Here is a 19855-nt window from a genome sequence, read left to right as displayed (position 1 = left end):
CGGTACTGTTTTATAATACGGACTTACACAATATGGCATTACCTCCAATACCATCGTGGATGTCATGTGCACTTGGGGAAGGGACAATATTGCTCTCAGGCAGCAGCGGGGCGAAGACGTTGTATTATTGGAAAACAACCAGCCCGAGTCTTGATTTCACAGTTGCACATTCCCCATACATGATGTAGGACATATGTCTCCTTTTCTACGAAAACGTTTAGAAAAACTTTATATTCCAGACCAAATGATCGATATACACATTGGGGCACCTGAATATCCCGTGTTGAGCATTGGATTCACATCTCACAAATGCAACACGGGAGAACAGAATGATACATACGGTAGCGAGTAAGGAAAAAGATAAGCTCTATCTGGTGAGATGGAAAGGGCTAACAAAGGAGAAGGAGAGTCATATGAAGGTAAGAACGAGTCAAAAAGGAAAGACACGCCACATCTACATCAACTTGATGTTATCTGTTCTGTTATTGATTAGCAGCATCCCGCTGTGGCCAATCTCAAAAGTGCACGCCGCAGATGAGGAACATCATCTGTTATCCTTGAACCGGCCGGTGTACAGTTCCTCATCTCTGGGCGGCAATACGGCAGACCATGTGGTTGATGGCAACAAAAACACCCGCTGGGAAAGCATATGGCAGCAAGATCCGCAGTGGATCTATGTTGACTTAGGCGCAGTGGCCTCCATCTCGGGCATCTCCATCCAATGGGAAAATGCGTATGCTTCCAGCTTTGATCTGGAAGTATCCAACGACGAGGTCCATTGGCAGTCTGTTTACTCCACAACAAAGGGGCAAGGCGGCCTGAATGAGATTGAGGTCACAGCAGAGGCACGATATGTGCGCTTGTTCAGCCATCAAAGAGCACAGCAAGCCTATGGCATCTCTGTATACGAATTCAATGTATACGGGACGGGCGGAGCAAATCCACCTCCCAAACCAGCAGCTATGAACCTTGCACTTGGACAACCGGTTACAGCGTCTTCGGAAGAAATTGATGAGCCCAGTCGTTCAGCCGAGGATAAAGCCAAAATGGAAAAAAAGAACTACGAAGCCCGGAATGTAACGGATGGCAACCCGGATACACGTTGGTCTTCCATCTACAAGGATCAGGAATGGATTGTTGTAGACCTTGGACTGATCCGGGAAATCGGGAACGTATCCCTGCAATGGGAAAACGCTTTCGGACGTGCATATGATATTCAAGTATCCAATGACGCACAGCAATGGACTACATTGTACCGGGAATTGCACAGCAACGGTGGACGGGATGAAATTCCGGTATACGCCGAAGCACGGTATGTGAAATTGGCCGGACTTGGCAGAGGAACAACCAACGGATACTCCCTGTACGCATTTGATGTCTACGAGTATATCGAAGGTGATGCCAAACCTGTGCATACCATTCCGAATATCCCTGAACCGTCATCCGTACAGATGGGTTCCGGCAGTTACGCTGTAAATGACATCACGATGCTGCAGCCGAAAAATCCGAAAAATCGTACGGCTGATATTACGGCGCCTCTCCCTTCCAATGACTGGTGGCAGTCTATTCTTGTATCTGATCTGGGGGATGGCAACAGTCTGGTCACACTCCCACTCAAAAGCAGATATACCAAACAAGGACTTCAACTTCTGAACCCCGGAGCTGGTTACGTTTCGGCTGATGGCGGTTCTATGGACGCTGACGGGGAACCGGATCTGATCATGACCACCAGTAATATGAATCCGGCGGAGGTCAATACCAAGGTGGCGGGATACGGGGATTATTCCTCCACGATCATCATGAGTGATGATGAAACGGCCAAAATGAACACCACGTTTGTGAAGGGCTCCCCTTTCCTGTACAACACCTTCGATAACCCGGATACCATTATTGTTCGTTCGCCCAACATCACCCGTCTCTTCGATGATCAGAACCGTGAAATTGTTCTGAAGGATGGAGAATCACTGACGGCCGATCATATCGGCGTTGAAATAACCAATCAGGACAGAGCGCCCAAGCCTCAGACCTTTAAAAGAAATTACGGGATCTTTGCACCTGAAGGAACCGTATTTATGAAACTTGGCAATACGCTCAAGATCAAGCTGGGCCAGAGCGAAAACTATCTGTCACTGGCTACCCTGCCGTCCGCGGCAGAGCTGCCTTATTATTACCAGCATGCCTACGCCTTTGTTACCGATACACAAGTGGACTACAATTATAACGAGAGCACTTCACTGGTAACGACTACCTTCAACTCGGTAACCCAGACGAAACGGGTAGGCTTTTCCTCCGAGACACTCATGGCCTTGTTCCCGCACCAATGGAAACTGGCGACTACTCCGTTAACGGAGCATGCTTACCCTTCCATTCGCGGCATGATGAAAGTAAGTGAAGGCAATACGTTTACGACACAGGATCGATTCTATGGCATTATTCCGCAGTTTGTAGAGCCGGATGATCCGACCTACTCGCGTGCACAATTAATCAGCTATCTGGATCAGCTTGACGCGGATACGGCAGGCAATCTGATGAGTGAGGATCCTTACTGGCAAGGGAAAAAGCTTCATCCGCTTGCGCTGGGTGTACTCATCAGCGACCAGATCGGAGATACGGTAAGGCGAGACCACTATCTGTCCCTGCTTCGAAACATTTTGACAGATTGGTATACTTATTCGCCGGATGAACCTTTGCACTCGTATTATTTTTATTATTCGGATGAGTGGGGAACCATTTTCCCTTACGGTAGTGGATTTGGTGTTAATACCGGATTGACAGATCATCATTTTACCTACGGCTATTACGTTTTTGCATCGGCTGTACTGGCCACATATGACCAAGCATTCTTGCAAGATTACGGCGACATGGTTGACCTTCTGATTCGGGACTATGCCAATCCTTCACGGACAGATGATCAATTTCCAAGGCTTCGCAATTTTGATGCGTACGCAGGTCACTCCTGGGCAGGTGGTTACGCCGATAATCGTAGCGGGAATAACCAGGAGGCGGCAGGTGAAGCCCTCTTTAGTTGGGTCGGCCAATATATGTGGGGTGAGGTGACAGGCAACAAAGCCTACCGCGACACCGGGATCTGGGGCTTCGTGACCGAAGAGAAGGCTGCCGAGCAATACTGGTTTAACTATGACGGGGATAACTGGCTGGAGGATTACCAACATGCTACGGTAGGTCATGTGTACGGCAGTGCCTACCTGTATGGAACGTACTTCTCGAATGAGGCCGAGCACATTTACGGTATTCACTGGCTGCCACCAGCGGAATGGATGACCTATTATGGACGTGCTCCGCAGAATACTAAGGCTCTCTACAATGGTCTCATCAAGGATCTGGGCGGTCAGCAGGAGCGCACCTGGCAGCATATTATCTGGCCGTTCCAGTCCATTGGAGACCCGCAAGGTGCTCTAGCCAAATGGAATACGAGCGAGATGCAGCAAAATGAAGTCTTTAACGCGTACTGGTTCATGCACAGCATGGCTTCTACGGGAACACGTACGATGGATATCTGGGCAGATGATCCGGCAGCAACCGTGTATGAAAAAGAAGGCGTCTATACAGCGCAAATCTGGAATCCGTCCAACACTGTCAAAACAGTGCATTTCTACAATGCCAATGGCGCTTTGGGTTCGGCTACCGTTTATGCCAAAGCACAAGTAAAGGTTAACCCGCTGGAACATACCGTTGTTGAACAGCCGGATGCCTCGCAGGGAGTAGTCTATCTCGATCGGAGCCAATGGACCATTACGGCATCCTCCAGTTCAGAGCCGGTCGAGCAGATGGTGGACGGTAATCTGACTACACGCTGGTCATCCGGACAGATCCAGCAGCCCGGCGATTGGCTGCATATCGATCTGGGGAGCGAACAGTCTATGGATACGGTGTTCATGAACTCCGGCAACAACGGCGGTGATTATGCTCACGGGTACGAAATCTACGTATCCAAAGATAACGAGAACTGGGCCCAGCCTATCGCAAAGGGCGCTGGAACATCTCCAAGTCTGTCCGTGGAATTGGGCATGCAGACCGCCCGTTATGTCAAGATTGTATTGACTTCCTCTGCGGACAGCTGGTGGTCGATCTCTGAACTCAAGCTTGCCCGATTTGGTAAACTTGAAGCAACACCGGAGCTCCCACAGCCCGTATCGCTTCCTGATCGCTCTTCATGGATCGTAACCGCCTCCTCTACTCAAGGAGCAGATGTGACGGCCAATATGCTGGACGGAAGTTCAAATACCCTATGGACCAATGGGAGGAAACAAATCGAAGGACAATGGATTACCATTGACCTTGGCCAAAAGAGTTCTTTCGATGCCATAGAATTGGACCCGGGTCATGCGAAAGACGACTATCCGAGACAGTATCGGATCTATGTCTCGGATGACGGCGAACACTGGGGCACGTCCATTGCAGGCGGCGAAGGCACGCCTGGACGCATGTCCATCACCTTCCCTGAACAGCAGGCACGTTATGTGAAGGTGGTACAGATCGGGAATTCCGATCAATGGTGGTCTATCTCCGAGTTGTTTATTCATCATAATGGAACGGGCAAACAAAAGCGGTTGCTGCCAGACGGCTGGTCCGTGACCACTTCCACCGGAGACGATGCAGCGGCTATACTCGACGGCTCGGACCAAACACGCTGGACCTCCGGTCAGACTCAAACAGGCGGCGAATGGATTCAGATTGATCTGGGGGCCTCGCAGCCAGTGAATCGGATTGTGCTGGACAGCGCGCACAGCCGGGAAGACTTTGCTCGCGGTTATGAAGTATTTACTTCCCTGGATGGAGAGCAATGGGGGGAAGCCCTGGCTTCGGGTGAAGGATCATATCCGCTGCTTTCTATCCCCTTTGCATCACATGAAGCACGTTATATTAAGGTCGTACAGACGGGTACTGATTCTCATTGGTGGTCCGTAGCTGAATTAGAGGTCTATACCGCTGATCAGACACCCTGGATATCCGGGGAACAGGATGATCTGCTACCTGCTGAACTGGATCGAACATCATGGACAGCGACTGCCTCCACCTCTGGAGATGTTGTGGCGATGCTAGACGACGATCTGAATTCACGCTGGACCTCTTCATCTGGTCAACATGCCGATCAATGGGTCCAGATTGATCTGGGAAGCAAGCAGAGCTTCAGCCGCTTGACCATGGATTCGGGCAGCAGCAGTAACGATTATGCTCGCAGTTTCCAGTTATTCACTTCTGATGATGGCGAGCACTGGAATGGAGTTACGGAAGTCCTGGGAACAGAACCCGTCATTTCACATACGTTCTCCAAACAAACGGCGCGATACATCAAAATGGTTTTGACCGCGGACACTCCCGAGTGGTGGTGGTCCATTGCCGAGTTAAAACTTTACCATTAATGTCATCACGATCTGTTCAACCACCTCTCTCCCGTTCTTGCGGGACAGGGGTGGTTTTTCTATGCCAAGGATGAAGCATACCTCATTCAAACTTCATGTTCCATACATCACCTCTATAGTAAGATATAGATTAATGTATATTCACTAAATGCTATTCAACAAGGAGGGTTCCGTATGAAAAATATGATTGTCTTTGGTGCAAGCAAAGGATTGGGTGACGCATTCGTTAGAGGTGTGCCACAGTCCGGTGATAAAGTCTGGGTGGTTTCCCGCAGCAAACCGGAAAATCTGAACGTAGAGGATGGCGTCCAGCGAATATGGATTCAGGCTGATCTTTCCGAACTTCAGGCCGCGGAGCATATTGCCAACCAGCTTCAAGGCGAGACGTTGGATGTGCTTATTTATAATGTGGGGATCTGGGAGAAGGAAGGATTTGAAGAGCACTATACGTTTGATCGGGATGAACCCGCAGATATCAGTCAGCTTATTCATGTGAATGTGACCTCAACGATTGTATGTATACAGGCTTTACTGCCTCATCTTCGCCAGTCAGAGGCAGGCAAGATCATCCTGATCGGTTCAACAGCCGGTTTGAGCAATGCAGGCAACAGCCAGGTTTCATTTGTCGCCTCCAAATTTGCCATACGGGGTGTTACGGAAGCTCTAAGAGAGCATACGAGAGAGGACCGCATCGCGGTGACATGTATCAATCCGGGAGAACTGGCGGCAGAGATTCCTTATGAAGACGGAATGGAACGTGCACTCGCCGAGTATGACGGGACCCGTATTCCCCTACAGGATATGGTCGCCGTCGTTCGATGTATTATCAGCTTGTCCAAGGCGGCCTGTGTGAAAGAGATCAACATACCCGCATTAACGGATACGAACACTTAGATAACACGGATATGAACACTTAGATAGCGATGACATCTGCCCGCACAACCGGTTCGTTCAGTGCGGGTTCGCTATGTATGCGTACGCTGGACTGAAGACCGTCTACATTAATACATGCGACAAGTGTGCAATGCCTATGGAATTCATGCGTTCATGCTCAGGAATATTTTCATATAACAAATTCGACTTTCCTGCCTTGGCCAGGTGATCACGCATAGCGGCAATCCGTCCTTTGTTCACACCAATATAACGAAAATCGATTTGGCGCAAGTGCTCCAGCTCGGTCAGTCCAGCAAAAGAATTCGCCTTGAGCGCCGTATTTATCTCCTTTAGTTCAATAGATTCCAAAGTGCCAGCTGTCCATAGATATTCTGTATCCCGCAACGATTTCATATAGTCCAGTTCGAGCTGTCTGAGGCAGGTCATCTGGGAAAAGTCGCATAATTGCTCCAGCTTGGGCAAGGACAGATGCAGATACTCCAGCCCATGCATCTGTTCGAGTCCCTGAACACTTGTCAGCTTGCGAACAGAGCTTAGCTTCAACATCGAGATAGTTGACTCTGTCAATACATCCAGTCCACCTTTTAACTCGCCATGATCCAGGGACAGATATTGAAGCATGGGCAGTTCAGCCAACACATCGAGTGATTCAATAGAGCAGTTCAGAATGATGGTGTTGAGACGTAGGCATGTTGCAATGGAAGCAAAATCTTTGAATTTGCCGCGGAGTTCAAGAAAGGTTAGTTGGTTGTAGTGTTCAATAAAATTGAGCCGGGTTGCCTTTGCAGGTGAATTCAACCTTAGAAACTGCAGTTGCTCCATCGCACCCAGAATCGTCAAATCCTGTGCCTGCGAAAGATCAAGCTGCAAGGCAGACACATGCTTTAATTGGGCAAGTCGCCCCAAAAATCCTGATGAATATCCCCCTTTAGGGTCCACATGCGATATGTGTAGAATTAGATCCGGGCGGGCAAAGAACACTTTGGCATCTAACTCGGCAAGGTCCTCGTATGTATCCGCATCGACTCGAAAATGAACCGTTGCTCTTCGGCGCAACAGATGCACCGCCTGGTGCATCTTTTTGGCATTCCATGGAGCCCCTTGTATCGAAGCGTGCCATACCTCACTCACAGATAATCCCCCTTTTTACACCCTTATAGTTCCAATTCATTCCATTATAAACAACATTACCTGGATGAACCACCACTGAACCCCGTTTTTTTATTCCTATCCTCTTTTCAACCCTTCCTTTCATTTTCCTCATCTTCTAGTCCCTTTCCTTCCCGTTGCTTTCAATATTAATCGACAGAAATCTACATAAAACTATAGGATATGCCGACATATAACTTAGGCGTTTTGAGCTTTTTATTACTCATCTGGGGAGATGGAATATGTCGAACATGTTGAATAAGTGGGGTAAAAAGGGAGCACGGACATCCAGTATGGCAAATACGTTGTCCATTGTGCTGCTCGTCATCATCGTAGTCGTCTTTTCCGTGCTGGGAACTTTTATGTTCGCAAGCACACGAAACATTCTGGTGAAGCAGCAGGAATCCATGCTCCAGACCAAGACACAGGCTATTGTTAGTGAATTTGATGCGCTATTCAAAGAAAAGGGCGCGCTGGTCAAACAAATGTCCACCAACACATTATTTAAGCAATACATAGAAACAACCGCATCTGCAGCAGATGCGGCAAGTTCAACCTACGCTGCTGAAACACAGGCGACACTGGCTGAAATTGTTAAGGCAGAGCCTTCATTTGCCGATGCTTGGGTCGCGGGTCTGGATGGAAAAGGTTTTTGGATTCAGAATGATGGTGTCGTATCTGCACCGGACTTCGATATCCAGTCTCGTCCATACTACAAACCGGTTATCGATGCAGACGGACTTTACTTCTCCGATCCATACATTGATATTGCAGCAGGCGATGTACTCATGGGTATCTTTTATCCCATCAAAGACGACAACAACAACATGATCGGATTCGCCGCAGCGGATATTGCATTTAAGGATATTCCAGCCATCATGGAGAGCTATTCCCTTGGTAGCACGGGTTATTCCATGCTGTTGTCCAAGAGCGGAGAAATTCTGTACCATCCCGATCAAGAGAAGGTGCTGAAGGAGAACATCCTCGACAGTACGGGGGACATGGGGGAAATCGGCAAGAAAATGCTTGCCGGTGAGAACGGCGTACAACTGATGAACGACAATGGGGAACGTCGTTATATCGGCTACGCTACCAGCAAGGATACGGGATGGTCCGTTGGTCTGACGATAACAGAGAAAGAAGTACTGGGTGAATTAAAAACGTTCACGTGGATTACGCTTGGCGGTTTTGCTGCAGCCACTCTTCTGTTAGTGATTATCTGTTATATTACCCTTCGCCGTCTGTTACGCTCCATACCACAACTGCTGGCCAAGATCAAACAGATTGAACAAGGTGACCTCACCGTCATACTGGATATCAAATCCAATAATGAAATTGGACAGATCGCCACAGGTTTGAATTCCATGGTACAAAAAATTCAAGGTATGCTGCAAATGGTCGGCAGCTCGGCGCAAATTCTGAACCAGTCGTCGAATGATCTGCAAGCCATCTCCTCACGAACGGCTGTGACCATGAATGATACATCGACAGCCATTAACGAGATTGCCAATGCCACGAATTATCAGTCCATTGAAACGGAAAATATCTTACGCAAAACAGGCTCGTTATCCAGCCAGATCGATGAAATTGCCACCGATACACAGGCTATGGGGACGGTCGTACAGACATCTGCCGATCAAAGCAGCCAAGGACTTGCGGTCGTGGAGCAATTATCGAAATGGTCGGAGGAAAATCATCAGTCCACTCAAGCGGTGTCCTCCATTATTCAGGAGATTGATCTGAGCCGGAATGAAATATCCAGTTTTGTGGACACGGTCAAACAGATTGCCTCTCAGACGAACCTGCTCGCCTTGAATGCCTCCATTGAGGCCGCACGTGCTGGCGAACATGGAAGAGGATTCGCCGTTGTTGCCGAAGAGGTCCGCAAACTTGCAGAACAGACCGCTCAGGCAACAGAGGAAATTAACAAAAAAGTGAATGTGATTGAAGAGAAAACAACCCTGTCGGTTGAACATACCATGCGCGGTATGAAGATTGCGGAGGAAAATGCCAAATCCGTCGAAGATACCAAGCATGTATTCTTCAGCATTAACCAAGACCTGAAAGATCTGCAGCAGCGTATGATGCAAATTACCAACAACACCTCCAATGTACACAAACACAAAGATGAGATATTCCAGGCACTGGAGATTATTTCTTCCACCACAGAGGAGAACTCGGCATCAACGGAAGAAGTAAGCGCCAGCACGCAGGAGCAGCTGGATAGTATTGAACAGGTAGCTGATCTGTCGAAACAGTTGAACCAGCTATCTGGCAAACTTCAAGAGGAATTGAGCCAGTTTAAAGTAAAGTCATGATCCACAGGCTTTCCCCTGCTCTTCTCTTTTCGTCGCTGTCCATTTATTATTAATGAATATGTGTACGAAGAGGATTGGAGGCTGAATCATCATCATGAACTTTGCCAGACGAATGGATCATTTCAACGAAGGAATTTTCACACGACTACTGGAGATCAAACGCCGCAGACTGGAGAACGGACAGCCGGTTATTGATCTCAGTGTGGGTACGCCAAATATCCCACCTGCGCAGCATATTATAACCGCACTATGCGAGGCCGCAGCTGATCCGGCTAATTATATATATGCAGTGAATGATCAGAGTGAGTTGCTGCAAGCTGCTAGCGATTGGTACAAGCAGCGCTATCAGGTAGAGCTGGACCCGGCATCACAGATCTGTTCCTTGCTCGGTTCACAGGAAGGGCTGGCACATATATCCCTCTCCATTGTAGATGAAGGTGATCTGGTGCTGGTCCCTGACCCCTGCTATCCCGTCTTCGCGGATGGACCGCTACTGGCAGGTGCTGAACTGTATTATATGTCGCAAAAAGAAGAAAACGGGTATGTTATTCAACTTCAGGATATACCGGAAGATATCGCCCATCGAGCGAAATTCATGCTTGTCTCCTATCCTAACAATCCAACAACCGCAATGGCACCGGATCAGTTCTATCTGGACCTGATTGCCTTCGCCAAAAAGTATGATATTATCGTGCTTCACGATAATGCTTACAGTGAACTCGTATTTGATGGAAAGTCTTGCGGAAGCTTCCTCGCGTTCCCTGGCGCCATGGACGTTGGTGTAGAATTCAATTCCTTGTCCAAGACCTATGGCCTGGCCGGAGCTCGAATCGGCTTCTGTGTGGGCAATACAACCATGGTTTCCATGTTGAAAAAGCTAAAATCCAATATGGATTACGGGATGTTTCTGCCGATCCAAAAAGCAGCAATTGCTGCCATTACCGGCGATCAATCCGAGGTTGAACGGGTCAGAGCGATATACGAACAGCGCCGAGACATCCTCTGTGAAGGCTTCAGCCAACTCGGTTGGCCTATTGCCAAACCGGAAGCAACCATGTTTGTCTGGAGTCGCATTCCGGCTCACTACGACAGTTCAGAGCAATTTGCCATGGATCTGGTCACACATGCGGGTGTCATTGCAACCCCAGGCAGTGCCTTTGGTCCATCAGGCGAAGGTTACGTTCGATTCGCGCTTGTTCAGGAGGTTGAAGTACTGCAGCAAGCTGTGGAATCCGTCAATCACAGCGGGATTTTGAAATCCAGCTAACAGGAACATCGTTAACATGTGCTCAACCATAAATCCCCTCATGGTCTACAGAGAGTATGAGCTTGACGTTTGATAACGTGATCTCAACTTCTTGAAGACCTGAGGGGATTTTGTCATTTGGTGCGGGACCAGACATTCCGTTCCAACGTTTTATACAGACTTGCGCCAGTTAGAACGATACATGAGATACAGGAAGTACGGTGTTCCAATGATCGCAATGAGTATGCCTGATGGAATCTCTGTCGGTGCCATGACGGTTCTGCCGATCGTATCGGCGAGCACCAACATGACTGCACCCGCTAATGCGGATAGGAACATGGATCGTCTTAACTTATTTCCTGTCAGTAACCGAACCATATGGGGGGCAATCAAACCGATGAAACCGACGGTTCCTACACAAGCAACAGCCCCTGCTGCAAGTAAAACACCAACTGCCATGGCCAATAATCGTGTACGACGTACACCCAGACCAAGTCCGGATGCACTATTATCGTCAAATACCAGCAGTTCGAATCTGCGTGCCAGCCACCAAGCCACCGGTACCAGAATCACCAAAAATAATCCGATAACCTTTACCTGATCCCAGGTACGAGCGTAGGTACTGCCTGTCAGCCAGATATATCCACTGCTACCGTATACCGCACCTCGTACAATCAGGATTTGAATACCTGCTCCAGCAATGGCAGACATCGCAATCCCCAGCAACACTACTGCAGATGGGTTTAGCCCTTTCTTCCAGGCAAGTGAGAACACAACCACTGCGGCAATGGCTGCACCAATGATTGCTGCAATCGGCAGCAAGTAACTTGGAAGACCCGGCCATAAAATAATAACCATCATTGCTCCGAGACCTGCACCAGAGGAAACACCCACAATTGAAGCATCCGCCAGCGGGTTCCGAACCGCCATTTGAATCAGCACACCGCTAATGGCCAGTGCTGCACCCGCACCTGCGGCAACAAGGGTACGTGGAATCCGAAGCTGAACCAAGGCGGAGAACAGTCCATCCGACTGGAACAGACTCGGCAACAGATCAGCCAATGGAATCCGCATCCCGCCAAACATTGTACTGAGTAAGATAAGTCCGACAGTAATGACTGAAAATAAGACGGCCACGGGGCCGAATGCAAAGCGACGTAAAGTTGCTCCCGTGCTCATGGAAGTGGACATGCCTGATCCATTCGCAGCCTTCATTCGTTTGAGCACAAGCCAGATGAGCCACGGTGCACCAATGATCGCCATAACAGCACCTGTTGGCAACTCCATACTGGAGTTATGCACCATCTTGGCAAGGACGTCTGCCCCAACCAGAAGCGCTGCTCCCCATATAAACACACCGGGTAGCAGTAATCGGTTGGAACGTACCCCACTCAATCGTACCAGATGGGGTGCAACCAATCCCACGAAGCCAATCGGTCCAATCACACTGACAATGACTGCAGCCAGCAATACGGCGAGAATTAAACCACCCGTACGAGCCAATCCAACCTTTTGTCCCAAAGAAGAAGCCGTTGATTCATCCAGCTCCAGCATATCCCACTGTCTGGACATGATTAATGCTAGCAGGGTGATGCCAATCACCCATGGCCACGCATAAGACACACCACTCCAGTCATTCTGAACTAGTGTTCCGGAGCCCCAAAGAAATAACCCTTGTGTCTCCATGGAGAAAAATATATGTAATGCACTTGTAAATGAACCAAGCACCATCGATACAATCATACCTGACAATGCCAGTCGAACCGGACTTGATGTTCGTCCGCCGCCCATGAAATAAGCTGCAAAAGCGGCCAGTAAACCACCAAAAGCTGCGAAAAGAAAAGGAGACTGACTTAACAAACTCGGAAAAGCGATAGCTCCCAGCACCACCACAAAGTACGCTCCTGCATTAATGCCCAGCGTATCCGAAGCAGCCAGTGGATTACGTGTAATCGTCTGAAGCAAAGCGCCTGCTACAGCCAGTGCACCGCCTGCAAGAATACCAATCACCGTACGCGGCATCCGCAAATCCCAGACCATATTATGCTCTAATGAATCCTGTCTGCCTGTGAGCGAGTCCCAAACGACATGCAAAGGAATGGATGCCTCTCCATAAATTAGACTTACAAAAAAAAGCACGATGAGAGCGGTTAAACCGCCCCCATATATGCTTATTGTGCGCCAATTCATCGTTGGCTTGGATCTTTGAACCGAACTCATTTAGTAATCGCCTCAACAACACCGTCAACCAATACTTTGGAGGAGATCGGTCCACCAAAAGTCCATGTAGTGCTATCCAGTTGATAAGTGCGTTTGTCCTTCACGAAGTTCAGTCCGTTCCAAACCGAGTTATCTTTCATGGCTGTGCCAAAAACGTCATCGTCTGGTTGAGTGATGTAAATGAAGTTACTGTCCTTAACAGCGGTCAACGACTCAATGCCTACTGTCGAGAAACCGTAGTTCTCCAGTTTGTCCGGCTTCCAATCATTCACCAGACCAATTTTGTCCAATGTACCGATAACAACCGAATTATCCGTAAACATACGCAGGCTGACTGCATTTTGATACGTGAATGCTTGTGTCAGTGCAAAGTTGAAATTTTCTTTACCCGCAGCAGCCAGTTTTTCTTTGGCTTCTACATAGTGCTGATCGAGATCACTAAGAACTTGCTTCGCTTTGTCTTCTTTACCGAGAGCTGTTGCAATGGTATTAAAGATTTCTGTCATTTTGTCATAATTATAGCCATCGCCATCATACGGATCGAATTCAATGGTTGGTGCAATAGCATTAAGCTGATCGTAGACCGCATTGTTGTTATCTGCGTTAGCAATGATCAGATCCGGCTTCAATGCAGCGATAGCTTCCAGGTTCGGCTCACCGCGTGTACCGATATCCGTTACACTGTCATCCAGTGCTGCTTCGGATGTTACCCACACTTTATAGTTAGCGTTATCCGCATTACCTACTGGCTGAACCCCCAGGGCAACAACATCTTCCGTATATGTCCATTCAAGTGTAACGACACGTTCTGCTGGCTTGTCCAACTTAAGCTCTCCACGTTTATGTTTCACCGTAACAGGACCTGCTGTCTCTTCAGCGGGAGCACTGCCCGAATTCGTACCTTGACTTGTATCTGTTGTAGTCGTGGTTTTACCACAACCCGCCAAAATCAGCACAAATGCCAGCATGATCAACAGTCCGTTTAACCCTTTTTTCATATCTTGATCTCCCCTGTTTATATGTATTTATATGATAACAATTATCATTATCACTATTGGATTATGCCGTAGGAATGAATTTTTGTCAATGAAAAGTACTTTAATCCAACTCTTTTATAAAATAAAAAAAGGAAAGGAATTGCTCAACGGCCATCCTTCCCCTTCTATTGCTTGTCTGTTTGCATTAACTCAACTGCATCGTAGTGATACAAGTATTATCATTTTCATATGTAGACAATTGCGCTTCTGCAACCTTTCCATCTCGAACAATACGAATCAGATAGGTTCTGTCTCTTGGCACCCAAAAGTCCATGAATCCGTTCGCACCAGACTTGATCACTTCATCTTTCATAAACGTGTTGCCTTGGGAATCGTGAATGGTAACACTGAATTCCTTATTGCTCAGTTCCCCCTGACAACCAGTTAAGCTATGAATGGCACAGGGATGGGTCTGATCCACATAGGGTGCAATGGAAAGGAAAAATTCATTTTCAGGCAAATCATATGTAGTCGTATGTTTATCTTGATCGGTGACAATTAACTGTTTGGCATTAATGGAGGCTGATTCCGGCGTCTCTTTTCCTGTGCTGATCTCTTCCACCAATTTTCTGATGTTAGGCGCATTGGCTGTACCTGCCTCTTCCTTGCCCGTATTACTTGCGATCAGGTATGTTCCGATCACAATGACAATTGCAACACTTGCAATGATCCACATTTGTTTTTTCATCTGAAGTCCATCTCCTCGTCCGTTTTCATTAAGTATAATGGAGAACTTACCATCATGGACCTGTACAGCGAGGAATTCACCAGATATTCACATATATGGTTGGCTCACTCTCGGGATAAACATATATGGAATATGGGGTCGATACCGCTGATCCCTATACCTCTATTCTACAAGCCAAAGAGATTGCAGATCGACTCGCAGGTGGACAGACGGAGCTATATTAAAGCGAGTTTCTCAAATATAATGAACGCCTGGGAAGCCAGCGAATCTGACCGTGTCCGTGGAAGGCAAACACACTGAATCCTGAATGTGTGAGAAGGTGCCCTTTAAGTGCGAGCAAGCGAAATCACCACATTTTCTTCTACTACAATAAGCTGTCCATAAGAAGGGACTCGAAAAGACTATCAAAAGCCAAAAAAGAAGCAGGCGTATCACACATGTGATGTGTGGTCGGCTTGCTCCTTCTTATGGTCTGTTTTGTTCCTCAGCAGGAAACAGAATATCTGCGAAGAGGGGGATTATTTCGCGGCAGTGGTGTTCACTCGCAATTGTTCATTCAATTTCAGCACATTTTCAAATTTTGAAATGCGGCTGCCATTCTTTATGACTGGGTACATAGGAATCATAGACATGCTCACCTCCTTTCCTGATCATCCGTTGACCTGATTATCCGTTGAATTGTGCGAAACCGATTACTCGATTTCAATTACACCAACGTTTTTATTTTCAGATAAGCCAGAAGGGTATCCAGTTCAGCCGTGTAGACATGCTCTGTTCTTCCGTTTCGCACCTGGACATCCGTCCGTTTGCCGAACTTGCTGTAAAGCCTGTTAATATAACGGCTCTCTGCAAGAGCATGGAACTGCAGCGTTTGAATATCGCTGTTCTCCTCGCAAATCCATAACACCACATCCCGAAGCCCTGCAAAAAAGATTCTGCTGCTGCGATATTTTTCAGCCAATATGGCAGAATCAATGAATGCCGTGTTCCCGTCTTCCGTATATCGATACTGAATGAACGCGCTCAACTGCCCCTGCTCATCGTCGAATAAAAGCAAATGTTCTTGCTGTACCGTACTAATCAGATGGAGCAATGCATCATGCAGCATATATTGCTCGTCGAACTCATCACTATTTGTCAGATAAAACCTTGCAAAACGGGCATAATCCTCGTCTTTTAACGTATCGTGAGCCTTGAGTTGCAGCATCAGGAAGACTCCACCTTTCCATGTTGCTCCTTCATCCTTGAGTCTCGCTCAAAAGAAGCGAGGTATGAACGAAGCTGTGCCATCCTCATAACGTAAGCATTCAACTCACCTTCTTCACGGATTGTACTCGTAACTTGCTGCGCAATTTTGGAGAATAACCGATGGTTGGCTTCTTCATTAAGAGCCCAGAACCGAATTTCCTGCACAGGTACCTCATCCGCATATTCATCCAAGTGTTGCACAAGGAGCCGAAGACCATCGATAAAAATCCTGCTTCGGCGGTGCTCATGTACAATAAAAGCCACCTGAAGCTGAATCACATGCTGATCCTCATAATCGTGCTCTCCCGTGCCATGAATATATCCAAACGCACCCGCCACCTCATCCTCATCATCAAAACATAACATCGCTCCCCCAGCCATAAGCAGTGGGCTGGATATATAGCTGAGTGTCGTCGGAAAGGAATAGGGCAGATTCAATTCATTATAATGAGCCAGCAGAAAGTCCATATATCTATGCTGGTACATGTAGGTTGAACATTTAGCAAAATAGTGACTCATAAGTATGCACCTTTCTGTTACCGGGTCTTTATCCCTACAAGTTATGTGGTCTATTGTACTCACGTTAGTTTAAGTTTTGTTTAAGTCCGGGGAATTTCGTCAAAAATCTTCTTTCTGCAAACCCGGGAACCATCTATAATAAAAAAATATACGATCTTACCCTGGCCGGAGGTCACCCTAGATGAAGCTTATCCCATCGGCTCGCAGTCTCATCCGTAAACGAACTTTTCTTCTGAGAAGCCTGTTCCTGCTTGTGATTGCTACCGGAATTCTGATGATATATATATCAAAAACAGCCCCATTAACAGCAGTTACAGACCACGCGCTAATCTCCGCAGAACACGGAGTCCTGGATATGTCTGATCGTTCTGACTCCATCTTGCCCAATGTGACTTTGGATGGCGAATGGGAGTTTTACTGGCGTCAACTGTTGGAACCGATTGATTTTCAAGCTGCTGCCCCACCTGTCCCTGCCTTTGAACAAGTACCCGAGCCCTGGATATCGTACCAACAGGACAACGATTCATTCCTGCCCAATGAAGGCTATGCAACGTACAGACTACGCGTCCTCCTTCCGGATAAACGAACAAGCAGCCCACCACTTGCCCTTTATTCCAAGAGCATCGCCTCGGCTTACCGAATCTGGATTAATGGTCAATTGCAAAGTGGCAACGGTACTGTTGGCACGGATCGTTTATCCGAAATTCCCAAGAGTTATCCCAAAGTCATCTATTTTGAATCGCGCCAAGGTATGAATGAAATTATCATTCAAGTGTCCAACTTCTCCCAGCGAAATGCAGGCATCTGGCAGAGCATGGAGCTTGGAACAGCAGAGAATATCTCCTGGCTACGGATTCTTCATATCGCCGCACAGTCAGGTATTGTCGGGATTTTTGGTGTGATGGCGTTATATTACGGACTGGTCTATCTTAACCGCAGAAAAGAATTTTCCGCCCTGCTGTACAGTCTGCTCTGTCTGTCCGTGGGTGTGCGTACCGTTGTGCTTGGTGAGTCGACAGCGCTATATCTGCTGCCTGATCTCCCATGGGAATGGGCGGTCAAAGCCGAATACATATCCGTCGCCCTGACGGCATTATTGCTCATCCTTTTTATTAACAGGGAATATCCCAAGGAATCAGTATCCTGGGTGTCTAAAGTCGGCGCACTTGTCCTGTCGATCTTTATCCTGTTATTCCTGCTCACACCGGCTCGTGTGTACACTTATGTTCTGACACCTTTTACATGGGGAGCTCTGTTTCCTTCTCTGATCTATACACTCTATATATATGTCCGATCTGCGCTCAAACGGAGAAAGGGTGCTGTCACAAGTATGATCGGTTTTCTGTTTTTCATGGCCTTTGCCCTGAATGATATGCTCTTCTACACGGTCCATTTGCCCACAGAGGACATGCTCTCCATCGGGTTGCTTATTTTTCTGTTAACCCAGGCGTATAATCTGTCTTCCCGCTTCTCGCGAGCATTACGGCAAAAGGAACAGCTGTCCCTCCAGCTTCAACGAACGAACCAGCGGCTGGAACGAACCGTGGATGAGCGAACCCGCTCATTGCGGCATAGCAATGCAGAGCTTCAGGAAGCCAACCAGAAGATGGCTGAACTCGAGCTGTTCCGTGTTCGGCTCCTGTCTAACATCTCTCATGAGCTGAGCACACCGATCACATCCATTAAGGGTTTCGCCAAAGCATTGCGAGATGGCATCATTACGACCGAAGCACCCAAGTATGTGAACCGGATCTACACACGTACCCTGCTACTCGAACGAATGATTCATGATCTGATTGAGCTTACGAAGCTGGAGACCAATCAAGTGCAGTTTCATATGCAGGACGTTGATTTGCTCTTATTCATGCAGGAGTTGTTCCAGAAATATGAAGCAGACGTAGAGACCCAGGGTATCCATTACCGTCTGAATCTGCCTGTGGAATCAAACTTCGGGAACAGGGACCCGGAGGGTTGGATCGTGCAACTGGACCCCATTCGAATTGAACAGGTCCTGTCCAATCTGATCTCGAACGCACTGCGATTCACACCTCAATCGGGGACGATCTGTGTGCGTCTTCATCTTGAGGAAACACCCTTAACGGAAACAGGCTGGACCGCCAATATCTGTGTTAAGGATACGGGCACGGGCATTCCGCCGGAGTGGCAGGAACGAATCTTTGAACGTTTTGAACAAGCTAGTCAGCAGCATGGAGTTGATCACAGAGGCTCGGGGCTGGGACTCGCCATTTGCAAAGAAATTATGTATTATCACAATGGAGAGATCGGGGTAACCAGTGAGCCAGGTTCAGGCAGTCAGTTTTGTTTTCGGTTACCCGCCTGGAGAGGAAGATTGCCGGAAGATGACATACATTGAGGAGTGCCGTCACATTCTAATTGTGGAGGATGATATCGATATCGCAGATCTGGTCACGATCTATCTGCATAATCAGAACTACATAACGCATGTAGCGCATAATCTTGAGGAAGCTACGCAGCTGCTGGAACAGCGACGCCCTGATCTCATTTTGTGTGATATCATGCTGCCTGACGGAATAGGCACCGACTGGATACGAGAGCTTCGGAAGAGCGTTGATCTGCCTGTCATTTTTCTCAGCAGCCGGCAGGAAACGGAGGATATCGTTCAGGGACTGGAACTGGGGGATGATTATATAACCAAACCGTTTGATCCGGATATTATGGTCGCCAGGGTCAAAAAAAGGCTAAGACCTACAGTCTCCACATCCGACAACATGGTTGCCACTAGCGAGAACGTATGGCGTGACGGCTGGCTTGAGCTGCATTTTGACCGCTTTGAAGTCCGGGTCAATGGCAAAGAGATCAGTTTACCTGCAAAAGAGATGCAACTCCTGTTCCTCATGGCAAGTCGCCCAGGGCATGTTTTCAGTACAGACTACCTATTTGAACGCATATGGGGGCTGGATAACTGGAGTGATGTTCGCACGGTCATGGTGCATCTCCATCACCTGAGACGCAAAATTGAGGATACCTCCCGTTCCCATCGCTACATTATCACGGTTCGCGGGATTGGCTACAAATTCCAGGCACGGTGAGATAGAGCATAGCAACCATTGATATTTCATTTAATAGACCTGCACGATCTTTAAACGAGAACAGAGGGCTATCCCATAAGT

General features: G+C 47.8%; 12 protein-coding genes. 6 read left to right on the top strand and 6 right to left on the bottom strand.

Features of this window, described 5'->3' with window-relative positions:
• Window positions 1-413 precede the first annotated feature (413 nt).
• Complete coding sequence (locus MKY73_RS06805) at window positions 414-5384, top strand: discoidin domain-containing protein (RefSeq protein WP_339306421.1); 4971 nt, start codon at window positions 414-416, stop codon at window positions 5382-5384.
• Between the two features lie 174 nt (window positions 5385-5558).
• Window positions 5559-6278: an SDR family NAD(P)-dependent oxidoreductase gene (locus MKY73_RS06800; protein ID WP_339306420.1), complete on the top strand. Its 720-nt coding sequence runs from the start codon at window positions 5559-5561 to the stop codon at window positions 6276-6278.
• A 102-nt stretch (window positions 6279-6380) separates the two neighbouring features.
• Here the strand turns inward: MKY73_RS06800 and MKY73_RS06795 are convergent, their stop codons facing one another.
• Window positions 6381-7409, bottom strand: a complete 1029-nt coding sequence (locus tag MKY73_RS06795) for a hypothetical protein (RefSeq protein WP_339306419.1) — start codon at window positions 7407-7409, stop codon at window positions 6381-6383.
• Between the two features lie 260 nt (window positions 7410-7669).
• Here MKY73_RS06795 and MKY73_RS06790 point away from each other — a divergent pair, with 260 nt between their 5' ends.
• Both MKY73_RS06790 and MKY73_RS06785 read left to right on the top strand, forming a co-directional pair.
• Window positions 7670-9745, top strand: a complete 2076-nt coding sequence (locus tag MKY73_RS06790; protein ID WP_339306417.1) for a methyl-accepting chemotaxis protein — start codon at window positions 7670-7672, stop codon at window positions 9743-9745.
• A gap of 94 nt (window positions 9746-9839) precedes the next feature.
• The gene (locus MKY73_RS06785) at window positions 9840-11012 is read left to right on the top strand and encodes an aminotransferase class I/II-fold pyridoxal phosphate-dependent enzyme (protein WP_339236402.1); all 1173 of its coding nucleotides are present in this window, start codon (window positions 9840-9842) and stop codon (window positions 11010-11012) included.
• A gap of 150 nt (window positions 11013-11162) precedes the next feature.
• On the opposite strand, the gene MKY73_RS06780 is transcribed toward MKY73_RS06785, so the two are convergent.
• The 5 genes from MKY73_RS06780 to MKY73_RS06760 form a co-directional block, all read right to left on the bottom strand.
• The gene (locus MKY73_RS06780) at window positions 11163-13211 is read right to left on the bottom strand and encodes an iron ABC transporter permease (RefSeq protein WP_339306415.1); all 2049 of its coding nucleotides are present in this window, start codon (window positions 13209-13211) and stop codon (window positions 11163-11165) included.
• A complete protein-coding gene (locus tag MKY73_RS06775; RefSeq protein WP_339306414.1) occupies window positions 13208-14209 on the bottom strand; it encodes an iron-siderophore ABC transporter substrate-binding protein in 1002 nt (333 codons plus the stop codon). The genes MKY73_RS06780 and MKY73_RS06775 overlap by 4 nt, the downstream gene beginning before the upstream one ends.
• Window positions 14210-14393: 184 nt before the next feature.
• Window positions 14394-14936: a CueP family metal-binding protein gene (locus MKY73_RS06770; RefSeq protein WP_339306412.1), complete on the bottom strand. Its 543-nt coding sequence runs from the start codon at window positions 14934-14936 to the stop codon at window positions 14394-14396.
• Between the two features lie 706 nt (window positions 14937-15642).
• A complete protein-coding gene (locus MKY73_RS06765; RefSeq protein ID WP_339306411.1) occupies window positions 15643-16143 on the bottom strand; it encodes a hypothetical protein in 501 nt (166 codons plus the stop codon).
• Window positions 16143-16703 carry a hypothetical protein gene (locus MKY73_RS06760; protein ID WP_339306409.1) on the bottom strand — a complete coding sequence of 187 codons (561 nt, stop codon included), beginning with the start codon at window positions 16701-16703 and terminating at the stop codon, window positions 16143-16145. Before MKY73_RS06760 ends, MKY73_RS06765 begins: the two co-directional genes overlap by 1 nt.
• 181 nt (window positions 16704-16884) lie before the next feature.
• Here MKY73_RS06760 and MKY73_RS06755 point away from each other — a divergent pair, with 181 nt between their 5' ends.
• Together MKY73_RS06755 and MKY73_RS06750 are read left to right on the top strand one after the other, a co-directional pair.
• Complete coding sequence (locus MKY73_RS06755) at window positions 16885-19077, top strand: ATP-binding protein (RefSeq protein WP_339306408.1); 2193 nt, start codon at window positions 16885-16887, stop codon at window positions 19075-19077.
• Window positions 19064-19774, top strand: coding sequence for a response regulator transcription factor (locus MKY73_RS06750; protein ID WP_339306406.1), 711 nt, complete (start codon window positions 19064-19066; stop codon window positions 19772-19774). Before MKY73_RS06755 ends, MKY73_RS06750 begins: the two co-directional genes overlap by 14 nt.
• Window positions 19775-19855 lie beyond the last annotated feature (81 nt).

It is taken from the genome of Paenibacillus sp. FSL R5-0519 (genome assembly GCF_037974275.1).
GTDB lineage: Bacteria > Bacillota > Bacilli > Paenibacillales > Paenibacillaceae > Paenibacillus.
This window is presented reverse-complemented; position numbering and strand designations above follow the sequence as displayed.

Bases quoted from the DNA above. Each gene is read 5' to 3' on its own strand.
- MKY73_RS06805 (WP_339306421.1), top strand. From the start codon at position 414: ATGAAGGTAAGAACGAGTCAAAAAGGAAAGACACGCCACATCTACATC.
- MKY73_RS06800 (WP_339306420.1), top strand. From the start codon at position 5,559: ATGAAAAATATGATTGTCTTTGGTGCAAGCAAAGGATTGGGTGACGCA.
- MKY73_RS06790 (WP_339306417.1), top strand. From the start codon at position 7,670: ATGTCGAACATGTTGAATAAGTGGGGTAAAAAGGGAGCACGGACATCC.
- MKY73_RS06785 (WP_339236402.1), top strand. From the start codon at position 9,840: ATGAACTTTGCCAGACGAATGGATCATTTCAACGAAGGAATTTTCACA.
- MKY73_RS06780 (WP_339306415.1), bottom strand. From the start codon at position 13,211: ATGAGTTCGGTTCAAAGATCCAAGCCAACGATGAATTGGCGCACAATA.
- MKY73_RS06775 (WP_339306414.1), bottom strand. From the start codon at position 14,209: ATGAAAAAAGGGTTAAACGGACTGTTGATCATGCTGGCATTTGTGCTG.
- MKY73_RS06770 (WP_339306412.1), bottom strand. From the start codon at position 14,936: ATGAAAAAACAAATGTGGATCATTGCAAGTGTTGCAATTGTCATTGTG.
- MKY73_RS06765 (WP_339306411.1), bottom strand. From the start codon at position 16,143: ATGCTGCAACTCAAGGCTCACGATACGTTAAAAGACGAGGATTATGCC.
- MKY73_RS06760 (WP_339306409.1), bottom strand. From the start codon at position 16,703: ATGAGTCACTATTTTGCTAAATGTTCAACCTACATGTACCAGCATAGA.
- MKY73_RS06755 (WP_339306408.1), top strand. From the start codon at position 16,885: ATGAAGCTTATCCCATCGGCTCGCAGTCTCATCCGTAAACGAACTTTT.
- MKY73_RS06750 (WP_339306406.1), top strand. From the start codon at position 19,064: ATGACATACATTGAGGAGTGCCGTCACATTCTAATTGTGGAGGATGAT.